General features: G+C 44.4%; 6 protein-coding genes. 3 read left to right on the plus strand and 3 right to left on the minus strand.

The window, feature by feature from the left end; all coding sequences use genetic code 11:
* Positions 1–47: 47 nt before the first annotated feature.
* Positions 48–1,547, minus strand: coding sequence for a DUF3131 domain-containing protein (locus L4D78_RS20460; protein WP_428468645.1), 1,500 nt, complete (start codon positions 1,545–1,547; stop codon positions 48–50).
* Between the two features lie 255 nt (positions 1,548–1,802).
* On the opposite strand from L4D78_RS20460, the gene L4D78_RS20465 reads away from it, so the two are divergent.
* The 3 genes from L4D78_RS20465 to L4D78_RS20475 all read left to right on the plus strand — a co-directional run bounded on the left by L4D78_RS20465 (position 1,803) and on the right by L4D78_RS20475 (position 5,985).
* Positions 1,803–3,548, plus strand: coding sequence for a type I secretion system permease/ATPase (locus L4D78_RS20465; protein ID WP_428468646.1), 1,746 nt, complete (start codon positions 1,803–1,805; stop codon positions 3,546–3,548).
* Entirely contained in the window at positions 3,541–4,848 is a 1,308-nt protein-coding gene (locus tag L4D78_RS20470) for an HlyD family type I secretion periplasmic adaptor subunit (protein WP_428468647.1), read from the plus strand. Before L4D78_RS20465 ends, L4D78_RS20470 begins: the two co-directional genes overlap by 8 nt.
* A gap of 291 nt (positions 4,849–5,139) precedes the next feature.
* On the plus strand, positions 5,140–5,985 hold the full coding sequence (locus tag L4D78_RS20475; RefSeq protein ID WP_428468648.1) for a hypothetical protein: 846 nt from the start codon (positions 5,140–5,142) through the stop codon (positions 5,983–5,985).
* Between the two features lie 180 nt (positions 5,986–6,165).
* On the opposite strand, the gene L4D78_RS20480 is transcribed toward L4D78_RS20475, so the two are convergent.
* Positions 6,166–11,619, minus strand: coding sequence for a beta strand repeat-containing protein (locus tag L4D78_RS20480; RefSeq protein WP_428468649.1), 5,454 nt, complete (start codon positions 11,617–11,619; stop codon positions 6,166–6,168).
* Between the two features lie 294 nt (positions 11,620–11,913).
* Entirely contained in the window at positions 11,914–12,912 is a 999-nt protein-coding gene (locus tag L4D78_RS20485; protein WP_428468650.1) for a hypothetical protein, read from the minus strand.
* Positions 12,913–13,000 lie beyond the last annotated feature (88 nt).

Genomic DNA, 13,000 nt, shown 5'->3' on the forward strand with positions numbered 1-13,000 from the left:
ATTGTAATTAATGACATTTAACTAAGTATAAATCGGTGGCTTCAATATTATTTAACCAAAATTAGTGGGATGTAATTTCGATGTTTGAACCACAGCGAAGCAAGAATCAGGGAATTTGTATTGATATTAAATGCAGTATTAGTGGCACTATTTTCATAAAGCCCAGTTGGAACTGAGCGGTATGAAAGGCTATTATCGACAACTTGATTATGTAACGTTTGACTAAATGGGTCTTCTGGATATAAAACGCTCAGCCCTTGAGCCACTTTATTACTAAAAATTTGTGGATTTTCAACAGGTTTTCCACCTGGTGATGTGCTAACCCAGCTTCGGCCATAAATGAAAATATTATTGTAAGAAAACCATGGGGCTTTATTCATCGCATCTTCAGCAAATACCCATAACTGCTTTTCTTCTCCCGACTTATTCTTTTGTAGGGTGAATAAGGAATCAAGCTGATCCCACCATGCATTTTCTTGCCCCATTTCTATGGCATTTAACACATAAGGGTCGGTGGTGAAATAGGGTAAATTACGTTTATCAATAAAAAATAATTCATCATCGATAATTTCAGGTGAAATATTTCTGATCTTATAGGCGCCATTAACATCGAAGCCAGCAAGCCTAAAGCCTTGCGCGGCATATTGTAAATAACCTAAACGTCCCTCTTGTCTAAATAAATTCTTCTTTGATGTTTTCAATTCACCATATAATGTTTTATTGAAGATAGCCTCTGATAGCTGCCAATTATTCTTAATCGCGGTTATTTGCTTGGTGAACTGTGGCTTATGCTGTGTAGTTATTTCAAGCCAAATAAGCAACCTGCCTACGTCGAGAGCTGACCAGCCATTGCCGTTAGATGAAGAGTTACTATATCGACCTGATGGTTTGCCATTTAAGGTGCTGTATTCACGGTTAGGTAAACGATTGTCATAGAGAGGGAGTGTTTCAAGTGTAGTGAGTGTACGGCTAATTTTTTGTGATGCTTCATCGCTTGTCATTAAACCAATTCCTTCGAGCGAAAGAATAGCTGCAATTCCACTTGCTACATCCCACATAGTACTGTGATGGTAGCCTTGGACGGAGTCAATGAGCCCGGTTTCTTTATTCCAGTTTCGTTCTATATAGTACTTGGCCTTATTGGCGAGTAATAGCTCTTTTCTCGATAGTGGAATAGGGAGAAGCGTGTTTAATGACGGGCTTTGTTTGTCATTAACTTTTGACTCTTCAACCACACTTAAGTTAAGTGGCGATTTCGTTAACGGGAGCGTTTCATCCGTTATTGCAATACCATCTATGATCGGAGGTGCTATGGAACGACGCTGAAACTCAACTTTTACAGTCTCAGCTTGATTCATATCTTGCGTAACGGCACGGCTCCCGTAGAAGCTCGGAGAGGTATCTTCGTTCGTTTTTGTTATAGGTGCCGTTTCTGAGTTTATCTCTTCATCTGTGCTGGCCCAGACCTGTTGAATGCTTGATGACGAAAAGAGTAGAAAAAACAATAAACACTGAACGATTAGAGAATGGCGAAATCCTTTTGCCATTATTTCTCCTTGAGAATAGGAATACACTATAAATAATTCAATGAATTATATGCGCTTATACAAATGTAAGCATAATCATTATTTTTGTTACCTTCAATAATATGACTGATTTCATCTTACATAGAGCTAAAACCGTGAGCTGACTCATAACTTTATAACTCAATGAATTTAATTAAATAAATAATTGGAATGTCTGTTTTCTCAGCATCTTGGCCTATAATTCAATATACTACTTGTAGCTTATTGGAGGCGACGTTGCTGAAGGATACATTAAGCCATGCGATGCAGGCATGTAAAAGGGATTTGGCATTTGTTGCCGTCTTCAGCTTGGCAGTCAATTTGCTGGTATTGACCTTGCCCATCTATAGTTTGCAGTTGTTTGATCGTGTATTAGGCAGCTCTAGTTTAGATACACTGATGGCGTTATTTGTTATTGCCGCTGGTTTATTGACCGCTCAGGCTGTTATTGAGCATGTGAGGACATTACTGTTACAGCGCTCTGGGCTAAAGTTGGACGTTTCGTTAAGTTCCCACTTGTTAGCCGACAGTATACGACGCTCGTCGAAATTGAACCGGATAGAAAAGCAAGGGCTCCAAGATTTAACTGAATTACGCCAGTTTTTAGTTTCACCATCGACATCTGCTATTTTTGACATTCCATGGGTGCCTCTTTTCCTCGCGATCTTGTTTATCTTACACCCTTATATTGGCATTGTTGCATTGATAGGAAGCATGATTTTTTGTGTGCTTGCATGCTTTATGATGTTAACCGTACGTCAGCCGACAGAAGAAGCTCAAAAACTTGGTATGAAAACAAGTATGGAGCTTAATGATTTTTTGCGAAACGCCCCGACACTTCGTGCTATGGGAATGGCTGATAGCGTCGGTGCTTTATGGAATAAACGTAATTTTCGCTTATTAGATTTGCAGTGGAAGCTGAATGCGAAAACAGGGCAGTTGCTAGCAATTAGTCGATATTTTAGATCTTTACTGCAAGCCGGTATTCTTACCGTTGGGGTCGTACTGGTTCTTCAGAATGAATTGGGTGCAGGAGCTATTATTGCTAGCTCAATTATTATGGCACGGGTGTTATCCCCATTTGAACAGGCTGTAAGCGGCTGGAAAACATGGTTCAGTGCTTATCAAGCCTACCGACGGTTACGTGTTTACGAAGATAGTCAATTATCAGAACCTCAAACGGAATTACCAGAACCAAGAGGTGAGCTATTACTTCATAATGTTGGGTTACGTTTTAATAGTCATAGTCAGCCCGTATTGCAAAACATTAGTTTCAAACTGGGGGCTGGAAATGCATTAGCCATTATGGGCAATAGCGGATCAGGCAAGTCCACTTTAGCCTCATTGATTATGGGGATCCATAAGCCGAGTATGGGGGCTATAAAGATTGATGGTGCGGCGATAAATCTATGGCCAGAAGAACAGTTCGGTAAATACATTGGCTACTTACCGCAAGAAGTTGGTTTGTTAGCCGGTACGGTGGCTGAAAATATTTGTCGTTTCTCTGGTTCGCCTGCTGAAGATATTATCCACGCGGCAAGGTTGGCATGTATTCATGAGCTAATTATTTCTTTACCTCAGGGCTACGATACTTATTTGGGCGAAGGTGGGGTGCAGCTTTCAGGTGGACAAAAGCAGCGAATAGGGTTGGCACGCGCTATATTTTCTAACCCGAGCCTTTTAGTGCTTGATGAGCCTAACTCTAACTTAGACCCAGAAGGCGAGGTCGCTTTGGCTATTGTGCTGCAATATTGCAAAGAAAATAAAATTACAGTGGTGATGATCAGTCACCGGCCTGGCTTTTTACGTCAAATGGATTGGGTCGTTGTCTTAAAAGAGGGCAAGATTGAAAAAGCAGGTACATGCGATAAATTTCTTGGTTCTATGTCTGAAGTGGATGCATTAGGAAACACTAACGCTCCTTTAAAAGGCGCAGACAAACCTCAAAAAACATCAACACCTGTAGGAGCTAAGCATGGATAAGTCACGCTTTAGTACTCGTAACATCATTGTGTTTGGGTGTTTCTTCATTGTTTTTACAGTTGGTGGTTTTTTTGTGTGGGCGTTAACGGCAGAGTTAAGCTCGGCCTCGATTGCACAAGGTACGTTAGTCGTCGAATCTCAGCGTAAAAAAGTTCAGCACTTACAAGGGGGCTGGGTTAAGGGGATCTATGTAGAAGAAGGTCAGCATGTAAAAGCGGGTGATGTGCTAGTTGAATTGGCAAATAGTAGGGCGGAATCAGATTACCGTAGGTTGTTATTACGTTCCGCATCATTACAAGCACAGCACGATAGGTTGGATGGTGAGCTTAATGGTGTGAAAATAATCGACTGGTCAGTGCTGAAAGCGCCAGAAAATGAAAATGTTGATAGTGCTGAGGTCAATAATATTATTAATACTCAGCAGCTACAGTTTCAGCAATATGTATTAAGGCAAGACTTACGAAATGGCCAGTTTAAACAACGCAAAATGCTGCTTAATGAGCAGCTAAGAGGGGCACGCTTTCAGCTTAAGGCCATTACTCGCCAACTGGATTTGGTAACCCAAGAAATAACGATGACCGCTGGACTATTAAAGAAAGGCTTTGTATCTAAAACACGCATGCTTGAACTCCAACGTCACCAAGCTGGAATAGAAGCACAGGCTGCTGAGTTGAGTGCTGATTCAGAAGTATTGAATGGGCAGCTAAATGCGTTAGAGCAAGAGCATAAAACGGAGAGGGTGGAGCAAGAGCAGCAGCTAGCAAGTGAACTGGCCGCTGTTGAAAAAGAGTGGCGAGATGTCAATCAATCACTCAAAGCAGCACAAGATGTACGGGCTAGGGTGACGATCCGCAGTGAGCATACCGGCACGGTTGTTGGCTTGAATGTGCACAGCGTGGGCGGCGTAATTAATGCGGGAGATGTCATTTTAGAAATTGTGCCAGATAGCGATGAATTAATTGTAGAGGCTTTAGTCAAGCCTGAAGATATCGATGTTGTTCACGATGGACTAGAAGCAAAGGTACGTTTAAGTGCATATAATGTGAAACGTACACCACCTGTTACTGGAGAGGTGATTTATGTCGCTGCAGATAGGCTTCAAACGACATCACAAGACAAACCTACTGGCTATCTCGTAAAGATTAGGCTCAGTGCGGATGAGGTTGCGGCACTTGGGAATATTGAACTTTACCCAGGTATGCCAACAGAAGTGTTTATATTGTTAGAAAAGCAGACCTTGTGGGATTACTTTACCGCACCTTTGTTTAACTCAACCTATCGAGCTTTTAGGGAATCGTAGTAAGGAATATATAAAATGGAATTTAATATCTTATTTTGGTTTTGCTTTTACCTYTTCTTTTTTTGTATTTCTGTTGCATTGGGCTATCAAAAGGGAAGTCTGATTGCTGGTGTGTTATTGGGGTATGTTTTAGGGCCTATCGGGGCTTTGTTGATGTATTTAAGTAAAGATAGAAAACACATTGAGTGCCCTAAATGCCATCAATCTATTCATAAAAACTCGTACTTCTGTCCTAAATGCAGTAGCAAAGTCAGACTGAAATCGGCGCAGTCATAGCAAGGAGAGCATTTAATGTCAGCAAAAAGAAAGCAGCGTCGGCAACACCAGAAATCGGTAGCCCCGGTTGAATCTATTAACGGTGTAATGACACTACCTGTAAAAAGGGCACAATTAATTTGTGCTGGAGTCGCTGTGGTTGTAGTTGTACAAACAGGACTTCTGCTTTGGCAAAATTATGCGCATGAAGCAGCAATTGCATCAAAAAGAGTGCAGATGCAAGAGCAACAATTGGTGATTGATGAGTTAGATGAAAGGCTCATTGCACTTGATGATGATTACACATCACTAAAACAAGAAGTCAGTGCTAGCAGTTTGCACTTGGTTGATCAGAATAGTGAAATTGCATTATTGGAAGGTGAGTTAAAAAGAACCAAGCAAGCATTAAAGAAAAAGTCTAATCAGGTGTATGTATTACAAAAAAATTACCAGAGTGACTTAAATAAAGAATTGGCCGCAGAAAGAAAAGCACTGGCTGACTCAGAGGATTTACTGAAATCTCAACTTACTCAAATACAAAAACAAGAAGAAGAAATTAGTTCAAAAATTTCGGATGTGAATGAGTGGGAAAAAAAGCGTGCCGAATTTGATAAGCTCTATGCAATGTCAGCGCTTGAAGCACAAAACGAAGAACGCGTAAATGAACTAATGGGACAGTTTAATCAGCTTCGTGTCGATCTTGATGTCGTCAATGAGTGTGATAAAGACTACTTATACCGCTATAACGAAGCAAAAAGTGTATTGAATAATATCCGCACTTTTATTCAAAAATATGAAATGGAAGATGACTTTTATTTTTATGTTATTTCAAATGATAGTTTAATTAGTGCTCAGAATAGAAAGTTGTGCATAGCCGACTAAAACGCTAAATTGAAGAAAGGTGTACTCTAATGGGGTAATACCAATCTGGATAAGTAATACTGATCAAGTACTTATGTGGGTTGGTATAAACGAGGTCATTTTTAGTTTTTGCGTAAAGGACATAATAAAGCCCAGATTTTATCTGGGCTTTGTTTTAGGTAAATCCGGTATTCGCTCAGGTTAGACGATGTCAGTACCATTGAAGCTAATGTCGTCGGAATTATTATCACTCCAAACAGTCACTTCATTACCATCATTGTTCGTAAAGGTATAACCCTGCAGTGAAGCAGTGTCTATGCTGCTGGCTTCGTAGGCCTCGCGCAGTTCAGTGGACATTTCGGGCGCGTCTTGTGCCATCTGCCAACCAAATCCTTCAAGATCAAGCTTACCTGCACCGGTACAAACAAATTGTCCATTACTGTCTTCGGCTGTGTTATTGGCAAGGATTTTATCCAATCCGACTTTGAGCTCGGCATCTGTGGCATTGACCACAACGGCTTCAAGCTCTTGGAATGCGGTGGCCGTCATATCAATGATTTGACCATCAGCATCATTGCCGATTTCAAGGCGGTCAAACCCTTCACCACCACTGAAATGAACCGTTGAACCATCTGTTGCAGCAATGTCTTCAGTATCAAAGACTAAGATATCGTTACCACTGCCCGCATAAAGTTGGTCAACACCTGCACCACCTGTAAGGGTATCATTACCTTCTTGGCCAAACACAAGGTCATTACCTGATCCGCCATCAAGGCTATCATTGCCGATACCGCCATCGAGGTTATCGTCATTATTACCGCCGAAGAGGGTGTCGTCACCGTCGGCACCGCTTAATGTATCGTTACCGGAACCACCATCGAGACGGTCATTACCTTCAGCGCCGAATAGGGTATCGTTACCCCCATCGCCGTACAGTTTGTCGTCGCCCGTTTCGCCAAACAAGGTGTCGTTATTACCACCACCTTTCAGAGTATCGCTRCCTTCACCACCATAGAGGGTATCGTTACCGCTTTCACCTTTGATGAAATCGTTACCTTCTTCACCAAGAAGCAAGTCGTCACCAGAGCCACCATATAAGGAGTCATTATCAGCACCACCTTCTAGGTTATCGTTGCCTGATTGCCCGTACAGTTTGTCAGCGCCAACCCCGCCTTTAACAACGTCGTCACCACTACCTGCTTTAAGGGTGTCGTTACCTTCTCCACCTTCTAGGTTATCAGCGCCGCCACCGGTCGTGATAGTATCGTTGCCTAAACCACCAATTACCGTATTGTTACCGTCACCAGCATTTATATTGTCATTGCCATCACCGCCGTCGATGTAGTCTTGACCATCGCCAGCCGTGATGGTGTCGTTACCTTCACCACTGGTAATGATGTTGTCGCCATCACCCGCGGAAATACTATCGTTTCCTTCGCCAGTGTCTATTAAGTCATTGCCACTGCCTGCAGTGACACTGTCGTTCCCTAGACCTGATGTGATTTGGTTATGGCCGTCGCCAGCTTTAATTGTGTCGCTGTCATCGCCACTGTCGATAACATCGTGACCAGCGCCTGTAGTAATGGTATCGCTGCCAGCGCCCGATTGAACGGTGTTGTTACCATCACCAAGAGTGATCGAATCATCACCGCCGCTAAGCTCATTTACAGTGTTATTACCGTCACCAGCAACAATGGTGTCGTCACCCTCACCACCATCTATGATGTTGTCTCCTTCACCTGCATCAATGGTGTCGTCACCTGCATTACCCTGAATATTGTCACTGCCTGCGAAGGTTTCGATTTTATCGTCACCAGTGCCGCCATCGACGGTATCTGCGTCAGTACCACCATAAATCGTATCTGCGCCGGCCCCGCCATCAAGGGTATTGGTGCCAGATGTGCCGTGTAGTTCATCGTCACCATCACCACCAGAAAGAGTGTCATCACCCGATCCGGCAAAGAGTTTATCAGTGCCGACACCTCCGGCAATCGTATCGTTACCGTCACCACCCACCAATATATCATCACCTTCGGAGCCTGCTAAGGTGTCGTTACCATCTCCACCTTCTAGAAGATCGTTCCCCGCGCCGCCGTCAAGGTTATCATTGCCGCCAGCGCCATATAGAGCATCGTCGCCACTGCCTGCAGTTACGGTATCTTTGCCTGAGCCGCCATAAAGGGTGTTGGCACCATCGCCAAGGTCAATCGTATTGTTACCAGCTTCACCGTAGACAACATCGTCACCAGCGCCTGCCGTAATGGTGTCATTACCGTCACCAGCGTACAGGACATTGTTACCTTCGCCTGCGGTAATAGTATCGTTGTCGCCACCGCCATAAAGTGTATCGGCGGCATCACTGCCAATGATGGTGTCATCGCCGTCACCACCATAAATTTGATGGCTACCGCCAGATGCAGCAATTAACGTATCGTCACCACCTTCACCGAGTACGGTGTCAGTGCCATCATCGGTAATTAAATCATTACCCTCACCACCTGCGAGGTAGTCGGCACCAGCGCCGCCCACTAAGGTATCGTTACCTGCGCCGCCAAAGACTTTATCATCCCCGTCACCAGCATTGATGGTATCGTTACCGGCACCAGCATCAATGTGGTCGACACCAACACCTGTGCTAATGTTATCGGCACCATCGCCCGAGAATACTTGGTCGTCACCTTCTCCGGTTGAGATTGTATCGGCGTTGATACCACCATAAACGGTGTCACTACCTGATCCGGTTTCAATTTGGTTCGCGCCAGATTCACCGTAAACGGTATCATCACCCGATCCGGTATTGATGTTATCGTCGCCAGCACCGGCATAAATTGTATCGTTACCAGCATTGGCAGTAATGGTATCGTCACCAGAACCACCACCAAGAATATCGTCTTCATCACCACTGATAAGGGTGTCGTTACCATCCTCACCGTAGAGCTGGGAGACGCCTGTTCCGCCGTCGAGAGTATCATTACCTGTCCCCCCGATAAGCACATCTTCGCCGGCACCACCAGAGATTACATCATCACCAGCATCGCCAAGTATGACGTCGTTACCTTCTCCCGCAGTGATGGTATCATCACCGCTTCCGGCTTCGACATAATCGTTGCCAGCACCTGTATCAACGATGTCGCTACCATCTCCTGCTAGTACGGTATCGTTACCTGTACCTGTGCTAATTGTATCTTCGTCAATACCGCCATAGACGTTGTCATCGCCTTCACCAGTTGTAATGGTATTTTGCCCAGCATCACCAAATACGGTATCGTTCCCTGTACCTGAATCAATGGTATCGTTACCTTCACCAGCATAAATGGTATCGTCACCTGCATTCGATGTAATGGTGTCGTTTCCTGTACCGCCACTTAGTTGGTCACTTTCATCACCACTGAGTAAGGTGTCATCGCCGCTGTCGCCGTAAAGCTCTGAAATACCAGTTCCGCCGTCAAGAAGGTCGTTACCGGCACCGCCAGCAAGGATGTCATCACCTTGCTCTCCGTAAAGCTTATCGTCACCTGTGCCACCCACAAGAATATCGTTACCTGTACCACCCGTAACCTCATCGTCACCTGTACCAGCTAACAGAATATCGTTACCTTCGCCGCCACTTAGGGTGTCATCACCAGCTGCGCCTTCGAGGGTATCGTTACCTTGGTTACCTATAAGGATGTCATCGTCTGCACCACCGTGGAGGTAGTCGTTTTCATCGGAGCCGGTTAGGGTATCTTCACCCTGACCCCCGTAGAGGGTAGAGGCATTAGCCCCAGCATTAATGGTGTCGTTACCATCTTCACCAAATAGTTCGTTATTGCCTGAAACGCCTTCAATCAGATCGTCGCCTTCACCTGCGTAGACTTTATCGTTACCAGTGCCTGCATTGATTGTGTCATTTCCAGCGCCAGTAAATACTTGGTCATTGCCAGCACCCGATTGAATGTCATCGACTCCTGAACCTGAGAATATTTGGTCGTCACCTGAGCCTGCAGTGACGGTATTATCACCATCACCTGCGTAGGAAATATTATCACCTTCACCTAAGGTGATATTGTCGTTACCAGATTCACTATAAACCGTGTCGTTATCAGCGCCTGTATTGATCTGATTATTACCATCGCCAGCATAAACGGTATCTTCACCGTCACCGGTATCAATGGTGTCATCACCAAAGTCGGTATAGACGGTATCGTCGCCTGTTCCTGCCGTAATGGTATTGTTGCCCGTCTCACCGAAGATAGTATCGTTACCGGCACCAGCATCGATTGTGTCGTTTCCGTCGCCTGCATAGATGAAGTCATCACCCGCGCCAGCGTTAATAGTGTCGTCTCCCTCATTGGCATGAAGGCTATCGTTACCGTCACCGCCATCAAGCGTATCGTTGCCCTCACCACCAAAAAGGGTGTCATGACCAGTGCCACCGGTTAATTGGTCGTTACCAACGCCACCATAAACTTCATCATCACCTGCGCCACCATCAACAATGTCGTCTCCGACTTCACCAAACACTAGGTCGTTGCCTTCGCCGCCTAATACAATATCGTTTCCATCCCCCCCAAGTACGAGGTCATTGTCGGCACCGCCATCAATTGTATCGTTGCCATCACCACCCATGATGAAGTCGTCACCTGCACCACCAGTGATTTGATCATGGCCAGCATCGCCGTGAATTTCATCATTCCCTTCACCACCAGAAGCGATGTCGTTGCCTAGTCCACCAAAGAGCTTATCGTTCCCTGCATCACCGGACAGTATGTCATTACCATCATCCCCAATGAGCACATCAGCGCCAGTGCCACCATAAATAACGTCATCACCTAGCTCACCCAATAGCAGGTCATCACCATCGCCGCCATAAAGAGTGTCGTTACCATCACTGCCTAATAGGGTATCTGCACCATCATCGCCGTGCAGAACATCGTCGCCGCTACCACCAACCAGTGTGTCGTCACCCTCACCGCCATGTAAGGTATCGTTGTTAATATCGCCATCGAGGAAATCGTTGCCTTCCCCCCCAAAGATGGTATCTGACCCTTGTTGACCAAAGATAATGTCATCACCCTCACCGCCGGTGATGGTGTCATCGTAGATGTTGTTGGCGATAACTTCGGCTGAGTCAATATCAGTAATCGAGTTCCCATCACTGTCGGTAAAATTAAATGAGATTAGCTCGTCACCACTAAATTGCTCGTTGGTATAGGTATAATCAAAAGAAAGTGTGCCATCTTCTTCGACAGTTGCAGGTGCGGTATCAATGACGACGCCACTAGAATCAACTAGCTCAATAAAGACAGCGTCATATGCATTGGTGGTGGTGAATTTTGCATTTATTGAACCAGTGTTATCCACCAAGTAGTTACCAAGCCGAACACTGTGAGTGACCTCTTCAGCGTCTTCTGCTGGGGCAGTGTATTCGTATACTGATTGGGCATTACCCCAATTATCGTCTGGAGCCGGTTCAGCTGGTGGATCTTCGCCGTACTGTACGTCACCAAAAATCGTATCATTACCTTCGTTACCGTCTAATTTATCGCTGCCTTCACCACCAACAACGAAGTCATCACCACCTTTCGCTTCAACTTCATCACTGCCAGAAAGCACATCAATGCTATCGTCGTTGTCAGTGCCAGTGACTTTGTCGTTGTTTTTCGTTCCTTCCATATTGAACCTCGCTTGGTGTTAGCATCCGATTTATGTCTAGTATTTATGACGCACAAAGTGTGCCCAAAATAAAACAGCTCTGAAATTATTCAGCTGCAAATTACTATCTAGCTGTTTCCACTAAATAAATTAAAACTGCTTCTTTTAGCTTAATGTATGAAACTGAGTTTATATTAGTGCTAAAAACAAGAATAGACGGAATAATAGGCATTGCTATATGGTTTTTTGCAAAACGCATAACAAAATGACAAAACCAAAGAAATTGAGGGGGAGAACTAGATACTGATAAATTAGTTAGRATGTAAAGGAGTAAGCTATGGTAAGAGCACCATCTTTAAATCGTCCAGTGCCTTCACCGCGTTCGGATGGATGCCAACGGTTTCCAGAGTAGTTATTGTACTGAATAGTAATCGTGCCTGGGTGCCAGTCAAAATAGCCAAAACCATAGGTGAAGTCAGGGTTCCACGGTTGTTTTTGATTGCTGTCAAAATAGTAAAAAGCGGTACCGTTCACATACCAATTACCAATAATGGAATATTTACAACCCAAGCTAAGTGTTTGGTGGCCCTTCATGTAGGACGTTGTTGCAAGATCAAAGAACTCTGGCGTGTAGTTGTAATCGATTTGGCAACCAATAGCCCCTTCATCGGTAAATGATAGCCAATCTACCACAGGCTCCACAACAGGGAACTTCCACCCGAGAGACCAAGTGCCTTGGTTGAAATTAGTGACAGGCTGATCGTCAGTAGCGTTAAAGCGGTTACCGCCATAATTCGCATACATTAAACTGAAGGTGTAAGGGCGCCAATCACTGTAACCAAACACGTAAGTAAAATCAGGATTCCAAGGTTGCTGCTGATCGGTATCGTAATAATAATAGAGCGTACCCGAAACAAACCAGTTACCTAAAATTGTGTACTTGAGTGACAAAGTTCCGGTTATGTTGTTATTTGTAGGCCCATTGGTTGCGTTTGCAGGAATATTAGCCGCAGCAGTTTCAAGTAGCGGGTAACCAAGACCAAGGTTACCACTTAGCCCATCAAGAAAAGTAGGGTCTTCTTTTTCTGCCCATTCTTCAAAAGGCAGAGAAAAAGAGCTGGATACCCCCTTCCAAATTAAATCCGCTTCTGTTTCCTCTTTCTCTTCGTTGGCGATAGAGCGGATTTTTGTCGGTTCAGTAAGGTTAGGTGACTGTGGATCAGGCGCATGTTTACGTGACTCAGTTAAATACTCACTCGCGCCGCAAGAGGTAGAGATTAAAAGAGTGAGAAAACAACATCGCCGGAAAAGCATTTACATTAACGTCCTTATTAATGGTATCTATCGGATGATGATTGGTGAGCTAAGGCCTAAGACCCAATATCTAGCAAGAGAATATTGG

Source organism: Photobacterium minamisatsumaniensis (assembly GCF_050336695.1).
In the GTDB taxonomy this organism is placed as follows: domain Bacteria; phylum Pseudomonadota; class Gammaproteobacteria; order Enterobacterales; family Vibrionaceae; genus Photobacterium; species Photobacterium minamisatsumaniensis.

Excerpts from the sequence above, each read along its gene's own strand:
- L4D78_RS20460 (WP_428468645.1), bottom strand. The coding sequence starts at position 1,547 with ATGGCAAAAGGATTTCGCCATTCTCTAATCGTTCAGTGTTTATTGTTT.
- L4D78_RS20470 (WP_428468647.1), top strand. The coding sequence starts at position 3,541 with ATGGATAAGTCACGCTTTAGTACTCGTAACATCATTGTGTTTGGGTGT.
- L4D78_RS20475 (WP_428468648.1), top strand. The coding sequence starts at position 5,140 with ATGTCAGCAAAAAGAAAGCAGCGTCGGCAACACCAGAAATCGGTAGCC.